The 20,602-nt window shown below is 34.7% G+C and carries 24 protein-coding genes and 1 riboswitch; of the genes, 13 read left to right on the top strand and 11 right to left on the bottom strand.

Annotated elements, in window-relative coordinates:
- Positions 1–123: 123 nt before the first annotated feature.
- A complete protein-coding gene (locus EKQ63_RS02935) occupies positions 124–258 on the bottom strand; it encodes an RAxF-45 family protein (RefSeq protein ID WP_000830642.1) in 135 nt (44 codons plus the stop codon).
- A 421-nt stretch (positions 259–679) separates the two neighbouring features.
- Between EKQ63_RS02935 and EKQ63_RS02930 the strand changes: the two genes are divergently transcribed.
- Positions 680–808, top strand: coding sequence for a hypothetical protein (locus tag EKQ63_RS02930; RefSeq protein WP_003266122.1), 129 nt, complete (start codon positions 680–682; stop codon positions 806–808).
- 134 nt (positions 809–942) lie between these two features.
- A complete protein-coding gene (locus EKQ63_RS02925; RefSeq protein ID WP_087952213.1) occupies positions 943–1,731 on the top strand; it encodes a DUF4931 domain-containing protein in 789 nt (262 codons plus the stop codon).
- A gap of 16 nt (positions 1,732–1,747) precedes the next feature.
- On the opposite strand, the gene EKQ63_RS02920 is transcribed toward EKQ63_RS02925, so the two are convergent.
- Positions 1,748–2,281 carry a transglycosylase SLT domain-containing protein gene (locus EKQ63_RS02920; protein ID WP_087952254.1) on the bottom strand — a complete coding sequence of 178 codons (534 nt, stop codon included), beginning with the start codon at positions 2,279–2,281 and terminating at the stop codon, positions 1,748–1,750.
- 250 nt (positions 2,282–2,531) lie between these two features.
- On the opposite strand from EKQ63_RS02920, the gene EKQ63_RS02915 reads away from it, so the two are divergent.
- Positions 2,532–4,181, top strand: coding sequence for a DUF2334 domain-containing protein (locus EKQ63_RS02915; RefSeq protein ID WP_143880716.1), 1,650 nt, complete (start codon positions 2,532–2,534; stop codon positions 4,179–4,181).
- Between the two features lie 779 nt (positions 4,182–4,960).
- On the opposite strand, the gene EKQ63_RS02910 is transcribed toward EKQ63_RS02915, so the two are convergent.
- From EKQ63_RS02910 to EKQ63_RS02895, 4 genes are all read right to left on the bottom strand, one after another.
- Positions 4,961–5,317, bottom strand: a complete 357-nt coding sequence (locus tag EKQ63_RS02910) for a YxeA family protein (RefSeq protein WP_087952215.1) — start codon at positions 5,315–5,317, stop codon at positions 4,961–4,963.
- Positions 5,318–5,454: 137 nt separating this feature from the next.
- Positions 5,455–6,291, bottom strand: a complete 837-nt coding sequence (locus tag EKQ63_RS02905) for a YitT family protein (RefSeq protein ID WP_044790585.1) — start codon at positions 6,289–6,291, stop codon at positions 5,455–5,457.
- 117 nt (positions 6,292–6,408) lie between these two features.
- Positions 6,409–6,738: a PH domain-containing protein gene (locus tag EKQ63_RS02900; protein WP_087952216.1), complete on the bottom strand. Its 330-nt coding sequence runs from the start codon at positions 6,736–6,738 to the stop codon at positions 6,409–6,411.
- A gap of 148 nt (positions 6,739–6,886) precedes the next feature.
- The gene (locus tag EKQ63_RS02895; RefSeq protein ID WP_087952217.1) at positions 6,887–7,864 is read right to left on the bottom strand and encodes a LacI family DNA-binding transcriptional regulator; all 978 of its coding nucleotides are present in this window, start codon (positions 7,862–7,864) and stop codon (positions 6,887–6,889) included.
- 305 nt (positions 7,865–8,169) lie between these two features.
- Here EKQ63_RS02895 and EKQ63_RS02890 point away from each other — a divergent pair, with 305 nt between their 5' ends.
- A complete protein-coding gene (locus EKQ63_RS02890) occupies positions 8,170–8,265 on the top strand; it encodes a DUF3948 family protein (protein WP_087952218.1) in 96 nt (31 codons plus the stop codon).
- Positions 8,266–8,338: 73 nt separating this feature from the next.
- Here EKQ63_RS02890 and EKQ63_RS02885 read toward each other — a convergent pair whose 3' ends face one another.
- Entirely contained in the window at positions 8,339–8,944 is a 606-nt protein-coding gene (locus EKQ63_RS02885; RefSeq protein WP_087952219.1) for a lysophospholipid acyltransferase family protein, read from the bottom strand.
- A 337-nt stretch (positions 8,945–9,281) separates the two neighbouring features.
- Here EKQ63_RS02885 and EKQ63_RS02880 point away from each other — a divergent pair, with 337 nt between their 5' ends.
- Positions 9,282–9,377, top strand: coding sequence for a DUF3948 family protein (locus EKQ63_RS02880; RefSeq protein ID WP_073530339.1), 96 nt, complete (start codon positions 9,282–9,284; stop codon positions 9,375–9,377).
- 60 nt (positions 9,378–9,437) lie between these two features.
- Here EKQ63_RS02880 and EKQ63_RS02875 read toward each other — a convergent pair whose 3' ends face one another.
- A complete protein-coding gene (locus EKQ63_RS02875; RefSeq protein ID WP_000894069.1) occupies positions 9,438–9,578 on the bottom strand; it encodes a YrzO family protein in 141 nt (46 codons plus the stop codon).
- 21 nt (positions 9,579–9,599) lie between these two features.
- A complete protein-coding gene (locus tag EKQ63_RS02870) occupies positions 9,600–10,568 on the bottom strand; it encodes a DMT family transporter (protein WP_140168674.1) in 969 nt (322 codons plus the stop codon).
- 127 nt (positions 10,569–10,695) lie between these two features.
- On the opposite strand from EKQ63_RS02870, the gene EKQ63_RS02865 reads away from it, so the two are divergent.
- Entirely contained in the window at positions 10,696–11,562 is an 867-nt protein-coding gene (locus tag EKQ63_RS02865) for a LysR family transcriptional regulator (RefSeq protein WP_087952222.1), read from the top strand.
- A gap of 255 nt (positions 11,563–11,817) precedes the next feature.
- Positions 11,818–11,919 (top strand): DUF3948 family protein, encoded by a 102-nt coding sequence (locus tag EKQ63_RS02860; RefSeq protein WP_001060018.1) that lies wholly within the window; start codon positions 11,818–11,820, stop codon positions 11,917–11,919.
- Between the two features lie 65 nt (positions 11,920–11,984).
- Here the strand turns inward: EKQ63_RS02860 and EKQ63_RS02855 are convergent, their stop codons facing one another.
- Entirely contained in the window at positions 11,985–12,932 is a 948-nt protein-coding gene (locus tag EKQ63_RS02855; protein WP_088326271.1) for a substrate-binding domain-containing protein, read from the bottom strand.
- 133 nt (positions 12,933–13,065) lie between these two features.
- Between EKQ63_RS02855 and modA the strand changes: the two genes are divergently transcribed.
- From modA to EKQ63_RS02840, 3 genes are all read left to right on the top strand, one after another.
- A complete protein-coding gene (modA, locus tag EKQ63_RS02850) occupies positions 13,066–13,872 on the top strand; it encodes a molybdate ABC transporter substrate-binding protein (protein ID WP_087952224.1) in 807 nt (268 codons plus the stop codon).
- Between the two features lie 5 nt (positions 13,873–13,877).
- Positions 13,878–14,552: a molybdate ABC transporter permease subunit gene (gene modB, locus EKQ63_RS02845; RefSeq protein ID WP_087952225.1), complete on the top strand. Its 675-nt coding sequence runs from the start codon at positions 13,878–13,880 to the stop codon at positions 14,550–14,552.
- Positions 14,553–14,852: 300 nt separating this feature from the next.
- A complete protein-coding gene (locus EKQ63_RS02840; RefSeq protein ID WP_000353544.1) occupies positions 14,853–15,704 on the top strand; it encodes a GRP family sugar transporter in 852 nt (283 codons plus the stop codon).
- A gap of 67 nt (positions 15,705–15,771) precedes the next feature.
- Here the strand turns inward: EKQ63_RS02840 and pnuC are convergent, their stop codons facing one another.
- A complete protein-coding gene (gene pnuC / locus EKQ63_RS02835) occupies positions 15,772–16,422 on the bottom strand; it encodes a nicotinamide riboside transporter PnuC (RefSeq protein WP_087952226.1) in 651 nt (216 codons plus the stop codon).
- Positions 16,423–16,729: 307 nt separating this feature from the next.
- On the opposite strand from pnuC, the gene proC reads away from it, so the two are divergent.
- From proC to EKQ63_RS02820, 3 genes are all read left to right on the top strand, one after another.
- Positions 16,730–17,533, top strand: a complete 804-nt coding sequence (gene proC, locus EKQ63_RS02830; protein WP_143880715.1) for a pyrroline-5-carboxylate reductase — start codon at positions 16,730–16,732, stop codon at positions 17,531–17,533.
- Position 17,534: 1 nt separating this feature from the next.
- Positions 17,535–18,368 (top strand): aldo/keto reductase, encoded by an 834-nt coding sequence (locus EKQ63_RS02825; RefSeq protein ID WP_143880714.1) that lies wholly within the window; start codon positions 17,535–17,537, stop codon positions 18,366–18,368.
- 151 nt (positions 18,369–18,519) lie between these two features.
- A riboswitch (SAM riboswitch) is annotated at positions 18,520–18,624 on the top strand.
- 132 nt (positions 18,625–18,756) lie between these two features.
- Positions 18,757–20,403 (top strand): peptide ABC transporter substrate-binding protein, encoded by a 1,647-nt coding sequence (locus EKQ63_RS02820; protein ID WP_143880713.1) that lies wholly within the window; start codon positions 18,757–18,759, stop codon positions 20,401–20,403.
- The last annotated feature ends 199 nt before the right edge of the window (positions 20,404–20,602 follow it).

Here is a 20,602-nt window from a genome sequence, read left to right as displayed (position 1 = left end):
TTCCGTACTCCTTTCAATATAAAAAACCATGGGAAAGAAACATTCCCCATGGTTTTCGACATAGAAAAAGGAAGCCAAATAGCTCCCTTTTCACACGTTTATTAAAAATGGGTGAAGAGATTTCTATCGTTCAATAGCTACTATGCAATTGTTAAAAAAGGACAGACGTATCCCGTTAACAACTACATCATGAAAAATCGCACGACAAAAATAGATAAAATCTAAAAATTTGGCACGTGCAGCTAAAGAACGTTTCATCTCATTCACCCCTTTCGTACGGAATTTAATACTTACTTCTTTATTATACTTTCCCATTCCATGTTTGAATAGTCATTTTTCTGAAAATAATGAAGATAGACTAAACATTTCGATAAGTGACATCCAATCTTACAAAACTGTTATGTTCACGTAATGGAAAGCGATAGTACGAAAAGATGCCTCCCTATACAATAAAGATGTAAACAAAAGAGACAACAAAAGGAGGAAACAATCATGATGAAGGAAATCGTAAAAGCAATCTTTGAGGTATTAGTGAACGGACAAGCAGTTGTAAAAGAACTAAACGAACTATAAAAAGGAGTGAAAAAATATGATGAACATGGTAAAAATGATTTTACACGCTTTAGTTGATGCAAAAGCAGTTAGCCAAGAATTAAACCAACAATAAAAAAAGGGGTAAATGAATATGAAGAAAGCCATTATTGTAATCGCAAGTACAGCAATTGCCTTTTACACAATAAAAAATAGAAAAAAGAAGCACAATAAAAACGATCTATATTATCCATACACATTATTAAAGAAAAAATAAAAGACAAGGTACCCTATCTTAATGAGGAGATCTTGTCTTTTATTTTTCCTATTCCCTTTAAAGGATTTTCCACTTCTTTTCCCGAATGTATTAAGCGGGATTTTTACACATATTTTAAAGGGGCATAAATACAAATGGATACACAACAACTATACTTTTTAAACGATATCGGCAAACAAAAACCAGAAAGCATCCGGAATAGAAGCGCTGCATGTCCTTTTTGTGACAGAGAAAATTTAACGGATATTTTAGCAACTGAAGGCTCAATTATTTGGCTAAAAAACAAATTTCCTACATTAAAAGATACATTTCAAACGGTGCTAATCGAAATAGATAATTGTGAAGATCATATTGCGACATATACAGAAGAACATATGCGATCGTTAATCCGTTTCTCCATTAAACATTGGTTAGACTTACAGAAGAGCGAAGAATTCACATCTGTAATTTTATACAAAAATCACGGTCCATTCTCAGGTGGAAGTTTGCATCATGCACACATGCAAATTATTGGAATGAAGTATGTAGACTATCTCGGTAACGTAGAACAGGACAACTTCCGAGGAGTAATTGTACAAAAAAACGAACACATTGAACTCAATATTTCAGATCGTCCTATTATCGGTTTTACTGAATTTAATATCATCATTGAAGATATTGGATGCATAGATGAACTAGCAAATTATATTCAGCAAACTGTACGTTACATACTGAAAGATTTCCATAAAGGATGTAGTAGTTATAACTTATTTTTCTATCACGTAAGTGGAAAGATCATTTGTAAAGTTGTTCCTAGATTTGTCGTTTCACCATTATATGTAGGATATAAAATACCGCAAGTTTCTACAAAACTAGAAGAGGTGAAAATACAACTAGCGGCGTATTTCACAAAACAAGACGACGCAATTAGCCACAAAAAATAGAGTAGGTATCAAAAACCTACTCTTTTATTACACCTTTATTTCGATAATACACATCTTCTAATCCCATGTTATACTTCATGTTATTATCCGTCCACTCTGGACCCAGATTACCTGGCCATCCAGATGTATTTGCTACATATTTTAGTAATGCAAAATCAGTCAAACCTTTCTGCACCCCGCGCTTATATCCTTTCATTAAATGCGGCATTGCAATTTGCGCATTTGTACGTGGATCTTTCAGCTCATCATCAGTTAAATGATCCGGTGCAAGTCCACCACCGCGATGCAATTGAAACAATCCGAATGAAGTTCCGTTATCTCCAACACTTCTTGGATTTAATCGACTTTCATGTTCGGCAATTGTAAGAGGTATCCATTCTGGAAGATTGACTTTCTTTGCTTCCTCTATAATAATTTGTTTCATCTGTTTTGCTTCTTCTGAGTCAACATAGCTTGTCTCATTTACTAATTTGCCCATTCCTTCAGACTTTCCTTGGAAATATAAGTACACCCCAAGAACAACTAAAAATCCTACAAAGAATTTCTTCACTACCTCTACCTCTTTCTCCGCTGAAATTTGTCCCCTTTCAGCCTTCTTCCCTTTACAATTACCCACATTCTATCATTCTCTTACTCTTTTATCATAGCAAATAACTATACATATTATCATCATGCTTTAGACCGATTTTGTGAAAAAACAGCTGGTAAATACGTGCAAAAATGTAACTTTCATAGACTACAACGTATTCATTGTATATAATTGTAAATTGAACTCTATATATAGAATAGGAGCAGACCAAATGAAAAAGTGCATAATACTCTTGTTCAGTATTTTACTTCTTATCCCTATCCACACCTCTGCGCAAACATCATCAAAACCAAAAGTACTTGTTTTATATAGTACAAAAGACGATAAAATTACAAATAATATTCAAATCCTTAATACTCAATTGGGACATTTTACAAACGATATAACTATGAAAAGTTTAAACAAGGCTAATGAAATTACTAATTCATCTTCTTATACACATATTGTCTATATCGGGGAACAAAAAGAAGATGTTCCTGCTGAAGCAAAACAAATTCTAGAAGATTTCTCAGGCCCAGTATTAGTTTTAGGACAAAATGTCGAACAGTTATCTAATCGCTTTTCTTTCATTACTCTAAAGGATAATGATATACGAGTTAATAAAATCGAATATCCAAGCCATAAGCTAAAAAACACTTTAGAAGAAGAACGATTGATTCAGTCTTTTGATACAAACGGAACTGTTCTTGCTAACGCTTTAACCCCAAATAGTAAGAATCCACTAATCGTTCAGCATGAAACATCTTATTACGTTGCAACGCCAAATCTCTTTGACTGGATGTCTCATTATGTCGGTGAAACGTTATATTCTTACTTCGGACAAAAGCCAACGACAAATAAAGTAGAAGCTTATTTACGTCTTGAGGACGTTCATCCGGCAGCAGATATAAATCAATTAAAAGAAATTGCTGAATTACTAAAAGAGAAAAAGATTCCTTATATGATTACGGTCATCCCGGTATATAAAGATCCTGATACAGGAAAGACAGTACATTTAAAAGATAAACCCGAACTAGTCGATCTTTTACGCTCTATGCAAGACGATGGTGCAGCAATTATTATGCATGGTTATACTCACCAATTTTATGATAGTGAAACCGGTGAAGGTTTTGAATTTTGGGACGTAAAAACAGACCAGCCAATTCGTCAACCAAATCATGAACAACCAAAAACAAAAGATGACTTTCCTAATATAGATGCCTATAATGCATATGTAAAAAAAGGGGAAGAGTTTGAAGAAAAATATACGACTGATCATATCGAAAAAGGCATTCAAGAACTTGTAGATGCCAAACTATATCCTGTCGCATTTGAAGCACCTCATTACACGATGTCTCAAAAAGGATATGAAATATTATCAAGGTACTTTTCAACTTATGTAGGACAACTACAGTTAAGTGATACAACTTGGAAATCCATGCATTCACCATTTTATACAAGTACCCCATCATTTTTACACGGGATGAAATTAATACCTGAAACAGTCGGCTTTATTGAAGAAGATAAGCCACATGCTATTGCTAAAATGAAAGAACGTGCTGTATCTGTTGCAAAACTATCTGACGGCATTATCGGTGCATTCTATCATCCTTACTTAGGTGTGAAACCATTAAAAGAAGTATTAAAGGATTTGGAAAACGTTCCAAATATAGAATGGATTGATTTACAAAAAGAAACAAATGAAGTAAAAACGAAAGATATTCATATCACTACTAATAAAGACGGCATTCACGTTGAAAAACCAACAAGCGCAAGTGACGTAATGGATTATATAAAACAATATGGATTCTTCCTTATACTTGGTTTCTTCGTCATTGTCTTTCTTTTATTATTAAAACGTGCAAAAAAATTAGAATCCTAATACAAAACCAAAACGTGGCATATTATTAATAACCCATTGATTATGTTCATAAAAAAACAAGAAAGGATCTCCTTTCTTGTTTTATCATCTATGTTATTTAACAATTAAGTTTGTTATGATATCAAATAATCCAATACATACTACGGCAACAGTAAAGTAGCTACAGAAATCTTTAATTGGAAACTTCACTACTTCTTCTTTACGCATCCCATTCTTCTCCCTTCTTACTATATCCCTAATTATTTTTATCTATTTGTATCTATTATGCAAAAAATATGACAAATTTACTATCGAATTAACTTACGTAAACCTTACAATGTTGTAAGGTTTATAAAAAAGGCCCCATCTACATACAGATGAGGGCTATTAAAAAGTAGTTGGTTTTTCATTCTTCATTACATTACAAACAGAAAGTAATATAGTGAGACTTTCTAATTACACTATATGAAATTCAATAGCTTTTAACTATCGAATTACATTACAGAAGACTTACATGTTTGTAAGCTAGGTGTAATGTAATTCGATAGTTTCCCTTATCAATATTTCGTACAATAAATTTAGAAAGTAAGCCAAATAAGAAGAACACTCACATAACTAAATTGCATTGTTAGTAGCCACTCTTCTTATACCTTTCACTCATGCTACTACAATGTACCCCCTTCCCCTTTATATAATAAAAAAAGCCTTGGTCCATATGGACCAAGGCTTTTTCACACACACTAAAATACCCCTACCTAGTATTTTTATTTTCGACAAAAAATAGGTGGGGGTATAATCCGCTATCTCATCGCTAAAAGTTTACTCTTTGCATTAATAGGAATGTTTACAGCTTCAACTTCTTCGATTGACTCGCCGTAGCGTCCTTTTGCGTACACCTTTAATGCTTCATCTCTCTTTAACATATGCTTAACAGTCTTCTTTATTTTTTGTTCTTTTCCACGTTCGTCAAATGCTATAAATTCATATTCATACCACTCATCACCAACATGCTGACCAATTGTATTCACAACCGTATAGTATTCTTTCGTCTTATAAAGCGGATTATATTTATCGATAACTGGTCCAAGTTTCGTAGGCAGTAACATTACTACTATCACTATCATCGCTATTATAGTAGTGATCATTTTTTTCTTCATAATAAACATTCCTCCTCTACAGGATATATATACATCCATTTTAAAAAGAAGGAACAAAATCTACTATTGAATCTCATTACATTACACTTACATTTTTGTAAGAATAAAAAAGGTGAACGAATTTACTCGTTCACCTTTTAGCTCGCTTTAAAACCACCACCAAGTACATCGCGTACATCGTGAATAACAACGAAAGCATCTTCATCTACTCGGCTAATAACTTGCTTTAACTTAACAAGCTCTTGTTTATTAATAACAACATATAAAACTTCTTTATTTTTACCAGTATATCCGCCGCGCCCTTCTAATACAGTAACACCGCGTGTCATGTTTTTCGTAATAGCCTCACGTATTAACTCTGGTTGATTTGAAATAATTGTAACAGCCGTTTTTGTGTCCATTCCTTCTACAATGAAATCAATTACTTTCGCTCCGATGAATACTGCAACAAGTGTGTACATTGCTTTTTCTTGCCCTATTATAAATACAGAACCAGCAATTACAACGATATCAATAATAAGTACACCTTTTCCGACACTCCAACCTAAATATTGATTTGCTAATCGTGCTAAAATTGCCGATCCCCCTGATGTACCTCCAGCTTTGAACATACAGCCTAATCCGATACCGACAAATACACCAGCAAATAGTGCCGCTAATAAAGTATCACTATTTACATGGTACTCAATATGTTCTGTAACATATAAAAACAAAGATGTTTCTACAATCCCTAAAATTGTATAAACCATTGTTTTCTTATCAAAAAATTTATAACCAACCGCTAGTAAAATTGCATTTATAGCAAAATTCACAATCCCCGGCGACCAATCAAATAAATAGTACGTAACAACCGTTAAACCAATAATTCCACCCTCTGATAGACGGTTTGGAATTGCAAAGTAATTAATACCAATTGCGAATAATAATGAGCCAATTGTAATTAGTGTTATTTCCTTTATACGTTGATTAACCATAGTTCATACCCTCCCCCATTTGACATTGTATCACTATCTCCTAGAGGTTTAGAAGTTGTTTTTATTGCACTTTTCCCCTCATCAAAACCAAGATATTATGTTTAAACAAGGGGATGATTAATTATTCACATTCGCTCTAACTATACGGACAAATTGCTCCACATTCCCCTTCTGAATATACTTAGCTCGAATGGTTTCATGATTACAAATAAATTCGAAATACGGGCGAAAAACTATGCTATCTATATGCAAATATGAGTACTCTTTAAATATTGAAGGATAGTACGGAAATTTTCCGTAAAACAGGAGACGTCTAGTAGTCGCAACAAAAATCCCATGTTGATAACATAACGTGAAATTATCCTTCTCAAAAACCCCCACCACAAAGGCTAAAACATTTTCGTCATTCCCTAAAAACTTTTTTATACTTAATAAAAGTTCATTCATGCATTTCCCTCCAAATACTATTTTTGAAAAGAATCCATGGATTGTTACAGACCGGTTTAATTCCTTTATAAAGTATGAAACGCGTTTCCTGTCAAAAATATTTCAAAAAAATAATCCGTTATGTGATTATACACATAACGGATTAAAACTAAACGGTAGAGCGTTCCACAAGTTCATATGGAATTTCCACCTTTTCTTGTTTAGAACTCTCGTCACTTATTTGCCGGTAAAACATTTCAAAAGCCGCTTTTCCTATCCCCTTCAAATTTTGATCAATGGTTGTAAGTTGCAACACTTGCGAAATAGGTTGGTTATCCAAACCAATAATCGCTAAATCCTCAGGAACTTGAATACCCAATTTCCCAACTTCCGTCATAACCCCAATCGCAACTTCATCTCCTGCTACTATTAACGCTTCAGGAAGATTCTGCATACTTTTTAACTTATGAGCGACTCTCACACCATCCTCTAATGTAAAACATTCTGTGAAAATCCATTCTTCATTCACTTCTTCATCTATAGATTGCAATTGACGCTTATACACATCAAAACGCTTTTGACTACTCGGTCCTAGCCTTCTCCCCGTGCAATAACCAATTTTTTTATAACCTTTTTCAATAAGGTGATTCATTCCTAGCTGGAAAGCTGCCGAATGATTTGTATATACACTTGAGATATTTGAAATATCATTGTCTTCACAAGCAATGATTGTGCCGTAAGAAGCATACGGTTCTATCATTTCCCAATCATTTGCACGTGAACAAATAATAAGGCCATCCAATTGTTTCGTTTTTAACATATGTAAACTTTTCATTTCTTCTTTTTTATTATAGTTTGTTTGGCAAAGTAGCACCCTGTAGTTATGAGTTAACGCTCCCTCCATCATTCCCCCTACCATTGCATCGAAGCTCGGGTGATTAATGTAAGGGAGAATTACACCAACAATATTCGTCTTTCCTTTTGATAAATGAACAGCATTTGCGTTTTGTGAGTAATTCAATTTCTCAACTATTTCTAAAACAACTCTCCTTTTTTCTTCACTTACGTATGGATGATCATTTAGCACCCTCGAAACAGTTGTAACTGAAACCCCAGCCATCTTGGCGATATCTTTAATATTAGCCATACACTCACCTCTACTTTTAAATTAATAAATTTCATGAACATATGTCAAACCTTCTCATCATTACACCTTCATTCGTTTTTCTTACAAAAGTGTAATTTTCCTGTAAGCTAATTCGATAGTTACTCTCCGCTATTTTTCATACAATTAAGTCAGAAACAGGGCAATAATTATTCGAAAAGGAGCGGATTTATATGATGAACAAAGTGAAATCAAACAATTTTTTACATACAATGGACATGGTATTTTCCGCTCTTATCGATGCAAAAGCTGTTGCTTCTACATTAAACAAGTAAGGAGAATATACGATGAACAACATTACTTTTAACAAATTAGATTTTTTAGGACTAGTTAGTGGCTCGATTCTTCTTACGACTTTTATCTACGCCACTACGCTTGTATAAATCTCGTGTCCCCTTTCCCCTTTATTATAAATAGTAATAGAAAAGACGACCGTCTATGCCCGGTCGTCTTTTCTTACTTTTGATTTGATTGCAAAGCTTCCTTTAGCTCCTCAAACTTCTCATTTAATTGATCTGTCATCATTTTCATAGCTGTTTTTCGATCTATTTGTTCTTCAGCATCAATCTGAATTGGGTCTCCAAAAATCAATTGCGCCCTTTTTCCTTTTATTAATTCTTTTACACTTGATGGACCAATATAAGCTGCCGGTACTAGTGGAACATTAGAACGCATCGCAATTGTCACAGCACCAGCTTTTAACGAAACATCTTCTGACGATCTCGTTCCACTCGGGAAAATCCCTACCACTTTTCCTTCTTTTAATAATCGTGATGGAATTTTAAGTGTACTCGGTCCGGGATTTGCGCGATCTACAGGGAATGCATTTACATTTTTAAAGAACCAATTTTTGAATTTCCCTTCAAATAATTCTTTTTTGGCCATGTAATGAATTTCCGTCGGGTACATCCCTGTAGCTAACATTAATACATCCATAAAACTTGTATGTGTACACGCAACAACATATGGGCCACCTTCTGGTAGCTTTTCTCTTCCTTGCACTTCTACTTTCCCAGCTGTTTTAAATATATATTTCAACAAAAATGTAATTGGTTTATACATTTGTTTCGTTCCTTTCTGAACATCCGAAGTATAATTATTTTCTTACTACAATTATAACACTAAGTTTTAGGAGTTGGTAATAATTTTAAGGTTTAATTATTAAATTTCAATTCTTACAAAAGTGTAATTTTCCTGTAAGCTAATTCGATAGTTACTCTCCGCTATTTTTCATACAATTAAGTCAGAAACAGGGCAATAATTATTCGAAAAGGAGCGGATCAATATGATGAACAAGATGAAATCGAACAATTTTTTAAATACAATGGGCATGGTATTTTCCGCTCTTATCGATGCAAAAGCTGTTGCTTCTACATTAAACAAGTAAGGAGAATGCATGATGAACAACATCACATTTAACAAATTAGATTTTCTAGGATTAGCTAGCGGCTCGATTCTTCTTACTACTTTTATTTACGCTGCTACGCTTGTATAACTTTGTGTCCCCTTTCCCCTTTATATAGAAGAAGACGACCGTCTATGCCCGGTCGTCTTTTTAAATGTTTCTTTCTTTTAACTCTTTTAAAAGCTGTATCATTTCAGCTTGTTGTTTTATCTTCTTACGACCATTTCGATTAATTGCTGCAAGCTCACAAGCAACTCCAACGGCGAAGAAAAACAATAAACTTTCTAACATGTGAAATCCTCCAATTGCCTATTAAACAACTTGACGTAATTGCTCTTCTTGTAACATCTTCTTATTTATGTTTTCTTCTTTTCTCTGACAAACATTATTGCGAATAAGCGCCGCAATAACAAATAAAGTTCCTACAATATCAAACATTGTGATTTGATATCCTTGCATCATCATAATAACTAAAGTCGTAATAGGTACAAAGTTAATAAATAAAATACCATTAATAGATGATAAAATTTTCACACCGTAATTCCAAGCGAGTAATGCTACAATTCCTGGTAATGTCATCATAAACAATAAATCATATTTCACGATAGAAATCGTTCCCATACTAGGGACTGAAACATATCCAAGCGACGTAATAATTACCGTTATAATTCCTGTAACAGTCGTACCGAATACACACGTCAACGTAGAATAACGTAATGTTGACCAATCACTACACGTTTGACCACCCATCGTATAAATTACCCAACCCACAACTCCAACAAATATAAATGCTAGCGAAAACATGTTATCTTTCAACGTTAAAAAGAAACTCATATCACCTTTTGTAATAACAAATACAGCCCCTATAAAAGCGATAATCATGCTCGTTATCATATACTTTTTCGGTTTTACATGCTTATATCCCCATAGGATACAAATAGAAATCATCGGCATAAGCGCTTCCATAATGGAGGCTACCATCACGCCTGATTTTCCCATTAACATTTGACCTAAAAATATAAGTACATTATATACAGTAAACGCCATCGTTCCGAAAAAGACGAGTAACTTTCCTCTCCCCTCTAAACGAAATGCCTGTTTCCCTTCTTTCATTAACAACAATACAATCAGCATTATCGCCACCGCTCCATAGCGAATAAGCGAAAAATAAAACGGATCTATGTATTCTAACGCATGATCAGCAACTGGAAACATCGCTCCCCATGACATACTTGCAATTAAACACGCTAAAGCCCCTATTATCATTTGACCTCTTCTCAACACAATCCCCCGCTTCTTTCTATTTGCACAAAGAGAATTGTAAAAGAAAAAATACATCACGTAAAATGATTCAAAATGATGTTAACTATCATTTATAATGATAGTTAACATCAAGGAGGACAGTATTATGGAATTAAGAGACTTGCAAATCTTCCAGAGCGTTGCCGACCAAGGTAGTGTAAGTAGCGCAGCAAAGGAATTAAATTACGTACAATCAAATGTAACAACGCGTATTAAACAATTAGAAAACGAGCTGAAAACACCGCTCTTTTATCGTCATAAACGAGGCATGACTTTAACAGCTGAAGGAAGAAAAATGCTCGTTTATGTTAATAAAATTTTGCAAGATGTTGATGAGCTAAAACAAGTATTTTTAGATAGCGAGACACCCTCTGGCATATTAAAAATCGGTACTGTCGAAACAGTAAGTACATTACCTACCATTTTATCTTCTTACTATAAAAGCTATCCGAACGTCGATTTATCATTACAAGCAGGTTTAACAGAAGAATTAATTAGAGAAGTACTCGATCATCAATTAGATGGCGCTTTTATATCAGGACCAATAAAACACCCACTTATTGAACAATACGATGTTAGTACAGAGAAATTAATGCTTGTAACACAAAGTAAAGCTTTTCATATAGAAGAATTTACAACAACGCCTTTACTCGTTTTTAACCAAGGATGTGGATACCGTTCCAAACTAGAACGATGGCTGAAAGACGAAGGTTTGCTACCAAAAAGAATTATGGAATTTAATATATTAGAGACAATATTAAACAGTGTTGCACTCGGCCTTGGAATTACGCTCGTACCACAGTCTGCTGTCCACCATCTTTCTAAAGCAGGGCAAGTACATTGTCATGCAATCCCTGAAAAATACGGCAGTATTTCAACGGTTTTCATACGCCGCAAGGATAGCTATATGACAAATTCAATGCGTAGCTTTTTAAAAACAATCGAAGAGCACCACCACATTAATATGCTGTAAAAGACATTCTTACACGAATGTCTTTTTTTCTTACAAAAGTGTAAGTCTTCCGTAAGCTAATTCGATAGTTGCAGGCGATCATATTTCCTATAATTAAGATATAAAGCAGGGCAACAACAATTCGAAAAGGAGCGGATACGCATGATGAACAAAATGAAATCAAACAAATTTTTAAATACAATGGGCATGGTGCTATCCGCACTTGTCGATGCAAAAGCCGTTGCAACTACATTAAACAAATAAGGAGAGATTATAATGAACAACATTACTTTCAACAAATCAGACTTTATAGGACTTGCAAGTGGAGCGACTCTTCTTACAGCTTTCATTTACACACTTGCTCAAGGTCTTGTTTAACACTTTGTTTCCCCAAACCCCTTTATATATAGAAAAAGCTGCTTGTCTTATAGACAAGCAGCTTTTTAGTTTGTTTCATATATAATTTGACCTGTTTTCGTCATATCGTATCCGCCAATTGCTGTTAATTCATTATGAAATTCTTCCGATTGCAGAATGTCTTTCACAACTTCGATCAGCTCTTCATTTTCTTTATTCTTCAAAATCACTAAATCATACTGTTCTTTCATGATTGGAACAAAGTCTACATTTACAATTTGCGAAAACTTTTCTGATCCTACTCCGACGTCAGCTTTTCCATTCGCGACTTGCGTGGCAACACCAAGATGGTTCGATTCTTCCCATTCATATCCACTAATACGTTCTTTATTCAAATTTTGAATGCGCAATTGTTCATCGACTAACACCCTAATACCAGAACCCTTTTCTCGATTTATAAATCGTATAGATGATTGAGATAAATCAGCCCATGTTTTTATATTTTTAGGATTCCCCTTTTGCACATAAAACCCAACGTTCCTCGCTAATAAATTAATCATAATACATGGCTGTCCTACTAAAATGCGTTTTACATAAGGAACATTATATGTACCTGTTTCCCCATCAAACAAATGCAAACTAACGATACTTCCTTCTCCTTGATACATTTTTACTAGACTCGTTAAACTACCTTGATATGCCCTTAATATAGTTGAACTTGGCAGGCGATTTTCTATACGCTTTGCCAACATATCTAACGTTAGTTCTTGTCCGCTAATAATACATGTATTCGAGATACTATTACTGTCATTCTTTACAGGGGTAACCTGTATCTTACCTGTTTTCATTTTCTTAATATATTGTTCTAAATCTGCTGCATCAATGCGCATCTGTCTACCAACTCTATAAGAAGGCAGCTCCCCTTTTTTAATCAAGTCGTATACAGTTAGTTTTGATACCTTTAATCGCTTTGCTACTTCTTCCGTTGTGTAGGAATGATGATCCATAGACGATTCCTCACTTTCTTCCTTCATTGTAACAAAGAAAAGAATATTTCTCCTATATTTTAAAAACAACTACATGTTCAAATTATATTCAATTATAACTAGTTATATTTAGTTATAATTAGTTATAATTAATGATGTCAAAACGAAAGGGGATTTTTTTATGAATCAGTTTACATTACGATCCATCGGGGCACTTATCCTTTCTTTTCTTCTTATATTTAGCGTTGCATGTACAAGCGGAGATAAGAAAGAGAAATCAACTGCTAAAGAAGGAACAGCAGTTGAACTTACTATATCAGCAGCTGCAAGCTTACAAGATGCTCTAAAAGAAATTGAAATAAAATATAAAGAAAAAGAACCTAATATTAAACTTTCTTTTAACTTCGGCGCTTCTGGTGCACTTCAACAACAAATCGAACAAGGTGCACCTGCTGATTTATTCTTCTCAGCAGCCGAAGATAAATTCCAAACTCTCATTAAAAAAGGATTCATCAATGAAAAAGAAGGGAAAAATCTCCTTGGAAACGAACTCGTTCTAGTCGTCCCAAAAGATAGTTCTCTTACAAAAATTCAAGATTTAAAAGATGAAAAAATAAAAAAAATCGCACTTGGTACACCTGAATCTGTACCTGCGGGAAAATACGCAAAAGCTTCTCTCACACATGAAAATCTTTGGAATGACATTCAAAATAAAGTCGTATTTACAAAAGATGTTCGCCAAGTGCTAACATATGTAGAAACAGGGAATGTCGATGCTGGTATTGTATACAAAACAGATGCTCTTATTTCAGAAAAAGTGAAGATTGGTGAGACAGCAGCTGCTACTTCTCATGAGCCAATTCACTATCCTTTAGGTGTTATAAAAGAATCTAAGCATAAGAAAGAGGCGACTTCATTTTATGAGTATTTGCAGTCAAAAGATGCACAATCTATCTTTAAGAAATATGGATTTACCGTCCTATTATAATTGCCATGAGCTTTGATACTATTTTATCACCAATCTTTCTATCTTTACGAGTAGCCGCATGTGCCACCATTATCGTTACCATTTTAGGAACGATAATCGGAAGAGCGCTAGCACGTTCCTCATGGAGATATAAAGTAATACTAGAAACGATTTTCTTATTACCAATGGTACTTCCGCCAACTGTAATCGGCTTTTTTCTCATTATCATTTTTGGAAATAACAGTCCTATCGGAATGTGGATAGAATCAATATTTCAGCAATCTATTATGTTCACATCTACTGCTGCGATCATTGCTTCTACAGTTGTTGCATTTCCGCTTATGTACCAATCAGCAAAAACAGGATTTTCTATCGCGAATGTACCAATTGAAGAAAGTGCTCGTGACCTTGGCGCAAGTGAATATCAAGTTTTTCTGCACGTCACACTTCCACTTGCATTTCCTGCCTTACTAAGCGGAATGATTTTGAGCTTTGTTCGTGCGCTCGGTGAGTTTGGTGCTACACTCATGTTTGCTGGGAACATTCCTGGTAAAACACAGACTATCCCCACTGCCATTTACATGGCGATTGATGCAAGTAATATGCAGCTCGCCTGGACACTAGTAGTTATCACTATTAGTATGTCCCTCCTATTTTTGCTATGTATTCAGCTTATTAATAAAAGAATTACTAACTCGTAAAGCAGCTTTTGTTAAGCTGCTTTTTTATTTCTTAGGAAATAAAAATATACCGTCGGGAAATAACTGAATTTTACCTTTTATTTAAATATACATTCTATTTGAATTTACTTTCTAAAATAGGCAATTTCCTGTTATTATATGGAGGTGTTTCAAAAATTGAAGAAATGAAAACGCATTTATATCGTGAATTCTTCATCCTGTTTTAGCGATCGGTAATCTTCTACTCTAGTAGTGGGGCATTACCGATCGTTAGAACGATATGTAATTATATTGGTATAGCAAAACGAAGGGAGTCTTGTAATGGACATTTTATTAGCGCTTCTTCCTGCAATTGCATGGGGAAACATCTTATTAGTAAGCGTAAAAATGGGCGGTGGTGCATATAGCCAAACGGTAGGTATGACAATCGGTGCTCTATTCTTCGCAACAATTATGTATGTATTTACTCAACCAGCTTTAACAATGACAATCTTGATTGTTGGTTTTATTTCAGGTTTATTCTGGGCTTTAGGACAAGTAAACCAATTAAAAACAGTTGAAAAGTTAGGTGTTTCTACTACTGTAACGATTTCTACTGGTATGCAGCTTGTTGCAACTTCTATCTTTGGGGTTATCGCTTTCCGCGAGTGGACTACTACTACAACGATCATTCTGGGAACGATTGCAATCCTATTAATCGTAGTTGGTGTTGTATTCACATCATTAGATGATAAAGAAAATGCTCAGCCACCAGGACAATTGAAAAAGGGACTTCTTACTTTAATTGTTTCTACTTTTGGCTATCTTGTATATGTAATTATTATCCGTTGGTATAATATCGATGGTTGGTCTGCTATTTTACCACAAGCAGTTGGTATGTTTGTTGGTGCGGTTGTACTGACATCTAAACATAAACCATTTAACAAATATGCAATCCGTAATGCTTTATCTGGTTTACTATGGGGAACTGGAAACTTATTCTTACTTCTTTCACTACCACGTGTCGGAGTAGCAACAAGCTTCCCATTATCTCAAACTGGAATCGTTATCTCAACATTCGGTGCAATTGTCTTCTTAGGTGAAAAGAAAACAAAACGTCAATTGATCTTTATTGCACTAGGTAGTGTTTTAATTATCGGTGGCGCTGTATTGTTAGGTATGACAAAAGCATAAACTTATATTCTATTAATAAACCCCTGAAGCGCATGTGCTTCAGGGGTTTTCCAATTCTAATTATTTTCTAGATATAATTATTTGTATGTTTTTGTCCCTTATAATTGTTCTTCCACTCTAGTAAACCAGCTATACATATAAAGAGATTAATAACAGCTAATATTAGCATAACGTATAACCCAGCGGAAATATAAATTGAAATACTAACTACATTATATAAAATCCATAAATGCCAGTTTTCTAAGATTTTTCGACTTAGCATAAATTGAGCTACTAAGCCTAATACAGCATTTAAAGCATCTAAATATGGACTTGTTGATTCTAAGTAATGGACTTGATAATAACCCCAACCAATCCATGCAGCTAAAATAAAGACTATATAGAAAATCCAACCTTTCAAATCTAAACGAACTGTTGCTTTTACCTCTTCTTCACCACTGCGTGCAATCCAATAATACCAACCATATACATTAAAGATAAATTGAAAGCCTGCCAATACTGCCATTGCATATAAACCTTGTGTAATGAAAATATATATAAATACCGCGACCGTAATCATGCCAAACAAAAAATTAGATACCTTTTCCCTCGCTAATAACCAAACATTAATAATCCCCATAACCGATGCAAAAATTTCAATATAACTCGATTGAATATAAAATCCAACCAATACGCAAATAATACTAGAAACGACTAAAAAAAGCGGACTTCTAATCATGATCATCTCTCCCCAGATGTATAATAAAGTGAAACTTTAATCAGCCCTCACCAATCGGGCTTTTATGGGCAGCCCGCCCCCCACCTAACTTCTTTGCTTTCGCTGAATTTTGAGGTGGGGGTCTTACTGCACATTAAAGCGGGATAAATTCCCTATCACCAGTATAAGTAATAGCCCTTACCTTTACCATGAATTCCCTCCTTTTTATTATCCATTCCACCTACGGGAAGCCTTTTCTTTTTACAAAATTCTCTTAAAAATGGTATCGTTTTTTATAACATATCTCCACTAGAAAGGAATAAAGGATATGCTAACTAAACATCGAATTCTATTTATTGGTGCTGGTCGTATGGCAGAAGCCATATTTTCCGGGTTACTGAAAACAAGCAAAGAATACATCGAAGAAATTATCGTTTCTAACCGAAGCAACGTAGAAAAACTGGAACAATTACAAACGCGATATAATGTGTCTACTACAACAGATTGGAAGCAGCATGTTACATCTGTTGATACGATTGTTTTAGCAATGCCGCCTTCTGCACATGAAGGTTTATTAGCGGAATTATCTCCGTTACTATCGAATCAACTTGTCGTAACGGTAGCCGCTGGCATTGGCCCATCTTATTTAGAAGAAAGACTTCCCGAGGGGACACCTGTTGCTTGGATTATGCCAAATACAGCTGCTGAAATCGGAAAGTCTATCTCCTTATATACAATGGGACAATCGGTAACCGAGATGCATCAGGAAACCTTGCAACTGCTTTTAAGAGGTATTGGTACTTCGCAACTTTGTACTGAGGAAGAAGTTCATCAGCTTACTGCAGTTACGGGAAGTGCACCAGCCTTCCTTTATTACTTTGCTGAAAGCTTAATTGAAGCAACAAAAAGTTATGGAGTTGATGAAGAAACCGCAAAACACCTTGTCATTCAAATGATTTCCGGCTCTGCTTCTATGCTTGAACAAACGCAAGATCCAGCTAACCTCCGCGAACAAGTAACAACACCCGGTGGTTCCACAGCTGAAGGTCTCAAAGCTTTATATGAATATAATTTTTCAGAGGCAATTCAAAAAGCAGTAGAAGCAACAAACAAAAAAGCTAGGGGGAAATAATATGAATTTAACAAGTTTAAAAGACTATACAACATTACATAACGGTGTAAAAATGCCTTGGTTCGGTTTAGGTGTTTTTAAAGTAGAAGATGGTTCAGAAGTAATTGAATCTGTAAAAGCAGCAATTAAAAATGGCTATCGCAGCATTGATACTGCAGCAATTTATCAAAACGAAGAAGGCGTTGGACAAGCGATCCGTGAATCAGTTATTTCACGTGAAGAATTATTTATTACATCAAAAGTATGGAATAGCGATCAAGGGTATGAAACAACACTTCAAGCATTCGAAACTACATTAGAGAAATTAGGTTTAGAGTATTTAGATTTATATTTAGTACATTGGCCTGTAAAAGGAAAATATACTGAATCATGGAAAGCGTTAGAAAAGCTTTATAAAGATGGCCGTGTTCGTGCAATTGGCGTGAGTAATTTCCACATCCACCACTTACAAGACGTATTTGAAATTGCTGAAATTAAGCCAATGGTCAACCAAGTGGAATACCACCCACGTTTAGCACAAGAAGAGCTACACGCTTTCTGCAAAGAACATAACATCCAGCTTGAAGCTTGGTCACCATTAATGCAAGGCCAACTACTAGACAATCCAACATTACAAGACATTGCAACAAAATATAATAAATCAACTGCACAAATTATTTTACGATGGGATCTACAAAACGAAGTTGTAACAATCCCTAAATCTATTAAAGAACATCGCATTATTGAAAATGCAAACATCTTCGACTTTGAATTAAGTGCTGATGATATGAAAGCAATTCAAGCTTTAAATGAAGATCGTCGCGTTGGTCCAGATCCAGATAACTTTAACTTCTAATAGAAAAACCACTGCCATATGCAGTGGTTTTTCGTTAAAGAAAACTGAAAATTTAAACTATATTCCATTCGGTTGACACTTCATTATTCAAGGTGTAAGATTTTGAATTATCAAAGAAACACAAAAATTAATAAAGTTTATTCGTTTACTCATTGTATCAAGAGAGGTGGAGGGACTGGCCCTTTGAAACCTCGGCAACAGGTTCATTTTGAATACTGTGCCACTTCCTGCAAGCTTTGTGCTTGAAAGATAGAATGAGGGACTTCGTTTATATACGGGTGCATAACTTGTACGTAAAAATCCCTCTTTCTCAATATGAAAAGAGGGATTTTTTATTTTTCATTTCCCTCATCATCATCCAAACTTAATTATTTAGGAGGAAAATCAAATGAAAAAGAAGTTTGTACCCGGTATTGCATCAGTTGTAGGAGTAAGTATTTTATTAACTGGTTGCGGTAGTTATAAAAACGAAGCAAGCGGAGCAAATGCAAAGGACGAGGCACCTAGTAAACAGGTTTTAAACTTATCTTCACCTACTGAAATACGAACAATGGATACGGCTCGTGCTACAGACACTGATTCTGGCCAAGTAATGAGAAACGTATTTGAAGGCTTGTATAATCTTGGTGAAGGTAACAAACCTGTCCCTGGTGTTGCAAAATCTCATGAAGTAAGTGGCGATAAAACGAAATACACATTCCACCTGCGAGATTCAAAATGGTCAAACGGCACGCCTGTTACAGCGAAAGATTTTGTCTTCGCTTGGCAAAGAGCAGTCGATCCAGCAACAGCCTCTGAATATGCATTTCTATTCTTTGATATTAAAAACGCAACAAAAATTAACAACAAAGAACTTCCAGCCGACCAACTTGGTGTAAAAGCAATTGATGACCATACGTTTGAGGTAGAATTAGAACGCCCTGTTCCATATTTTATTAGCTTAACAGCGTTCCCAACATTCCTACCAATTAACGAGGAATTCTTCAAAGCACAAGGTGATAAGTACGCTTTAGAAGATAATACAATCTTGTACAACGGCGCTTTTACACTAAGCGATTGGAAGCATGAACAAAGCTTTAAATTTAAGAAAAACCCTACCTATTGGGATAAAGATACTGTCAAACTAGAAGAAATCCATTTTAACGTCGTAAAAGAAAAATCAACAGAAGTAAACCTATTCGAATCAAAACAATTAGACCGCATAAAATTAACATCTGATTTCGTTGATAAATATAAAAAAGATGCGAACTTTAAAGAACGCCCGAACGTAGGCGTACAATTTTTACGTATGAATCAACAAAACAAAATACTTCAAAACGTGTCTGCACGCCAAGCAATCGATCAAACAATTGATCGAAAATCCTTTGTAAATACGTTATTAAACGATGGATCTACACCAACTTTTGGTCTCGTTCCAAAAAACTTTGCAAAAGGAGCTGATGGAAAGGACTTCCGTACTATAAACGGAGATTTAACCAAAGTTGATACAAAATCTGCACAAGAGTTATGGAAAAAAGCTAAACAAGAGCTTGGTTCTGAAAAAATCACATTAGAATTATTAACAAGTGATGCTGACCTTGATAAGAAAACTGGTGAGTTCTTAAAAGGACAGCTAGAAAAGAATTTAGATGGATTAACAGTAAATGTGAAACCACAACCACGTAAACAACAACAACAAGTTTCACTTTTATTAAAAGGTGACTATGAAATCGGTATTGACGGCTGGAGCCCTGACTTTGCTGACCCAATTACATTCCTTGAATTGTTTACAACGAATAACCCTTACAACTTAGATCATTACTCTAATAAGGAATTCGATGAAACAATTGAAAAAGTGAAAACGACTTTAGCTGGTGATGAAAAAGCTCGCTGGGAAGCATTACTAGCATCTGAAAAAATATTATTTAAAGACTCTGTTATCGCTCCCCTTTACCAAAAAGGCGAATCTTATTTAGAACGTTCTTATGTGAAAGGAATTGTGCAAGTAGACTTTGCAGGTCAATTAAACTTCAAATGGGCACAAATTGAAAAATAAAAGGAAACCTGAATTGAAGTTTTTCTCCCCATACCGATTGTTTTATTGGAAAAATGTATTAAAAGCGGATTTCTCAATAGGAGAAAATCCGCTTTTTTAATATATTATTTTTAAAAAATAATACTCCGATTTTTATTATTGACATATAGTTCTTCCTAGTGTTAATATTCTAAATAATCAAAGAAACTAAATATTTCAC

It is taken from the genome of Bacillus sp. BD59S, from assembly GCF_007363175.1.
GTDB classification, from domain to species: Bacteria; Bacillota; Bacilli; order Bacillales; family Bacillaceae_G; genus Bacillus_A; species Bacillus_A pacificus.
Note: the sequence above shows the minus strand (reverse complement) of the source record. Positions and strands in the feature narration are given on the sequence as shown.

Coding starts and splice junctions, on each gene's coding strand:
- EKQ63_RS02935 (WP_000830642.1), bottom strand. CDS start 258: ATGAAACGTTCTTTAGCTGCACGTGCCAAATTTTTAGATTTTATCTAT.
- EKQ63_RS02930 (WP_003266122.1), top strand. CDS start 680: ATGAATATGAAGAAAGCCATTATTGTAATCGCAAGTACAGCAATTGCC.
- EKQ63_RS02925 (WP_087952213.1), top strand. CDS start 943: ATGGATACACAACAACTATACTTTTTAAACGATATCGGCAAACAAAAA.
- EKQ63_RS02915 (WP_143880716.1), top strand. CDS start 2,532: ATGAAAAAGTGCATAATACTCTTGTTCAGTATTTTACTTCTTATCCCT.
- EKQ63_RS02910 (WP_087952215.1), bottom strand. CDS start 5,317: ATGAAGAAAAAAATGATCACTACTATAATAGCGATGATAGTGATAGTA.
- EKQ63_RS02905 (WP_044790585.1), bottom strand. CDS start 6,291: ATGGTTAATCAACGTATAAAGGAAATAACACTAATTACAATTGGCTCA.
- EKQ63_RS02900 (WP_087952216.1), bottom strand. CDS start 6,738: ATGAATGAACTTTTATTAAGTATAAAAAAGTTTTTAGGGAATGACGAA.
- EKQ63_RS02895 (WP_087952217.1), bottom strand. CDS start 7,864: ATGGCTAATATTAAAGATATCGCCAAGATGGCTGGGGTTTCAGTTACA.
- EKQ63_RS02890 (WP_087952218.1), top strand. CDS start 8,170: ATGAACAACATTACTTTTAACAAATTAGATTTTTTAGGACTAGTTAGT.
- EKQ63_RS02885 (WP_087952219.1), bottom strand. CDS start 8,944: ATGTATAAACCAATTACATTTTTGTTGAAATATATATTTAAAACAGCT.
- EKQ63_RS02880 (WP_073530339.1), top strand. CDS start 9,282: ATGAACAACATCACATTTAACAAATTAGATTTTCTAGGATTAGCTAGC.
- EKQ63_RS02875 (WP_000894069.1), bottom strand. CDS start 9,578: ATGTTAGAAAGTTTATTGTTTTTCTTCGCCGTTGGAGTTGCTTGTGAG.
- EKQ63_RS02865 (WP_087952222.1), top strand. CDS start 10,696: ATGGAATTAAGAGACTTGCAAATCTTCCAGAGCGTTGCCGACCAAGGT.
- EKQ63_RS02860 (WP_001060018.1), top strand. CDS start 11,818: ATGAACAACATTACTTTCAACAAATCAGACTTTATAGGACTTGCAAGT.
- EKQ63_RS02855 (WP_088326271.1), bottom strand. CDS start 12,932: ATGAAGGAAGAAAGTGAGGAATCGTCTATGGATCATCATTCCTACACA.
- modA (WP_087952224.1), top strand. CDS start 13,066: ATGAATCAGTTTACATTACGATCCATCGGGGCACTTATCCTTTCTTTT.
- modB (WP_087952225.1), top strand. CDS start 13,878: ATGAGCTTTGATACTATTTTATCACCAATCTTTCTATCTTTACGAGTA.
- EKQ63_RS02840 (WP_000353544.1), top strand. CDS start 14,853: ATGGACATTTTATTAGCGCTTCTTCCTGCAATTGCATGGGGAAACATC.
- pnuC (WP_087952226.1), bottom strand. CDS start 16,422: ATGATTAGAAGTCCGCTTTTTTTAGTCGTTTCTAGTATTATTTGCGTA.
- proC (WP_143880715.1), top strand. CDS start 16,730: ATGCTAACTAAACATCGAATTCTATTTATTGGTGCTGGTCGTATGGCA.
- EKQ63_RS02825 (WP_143880714.1), top strand. CDS start 17,535: ATGAATTTAACAAGTTTAAAAGACTATACAACATTACATAACGGTGTA.
- EKQ63_RS02820 (WP_143880713.1), top strand. CDS start 18,757: ATGAAAAAGAAGTTTGTACCCGGTATTGCATCAGTTGTAGGAGTAAGT.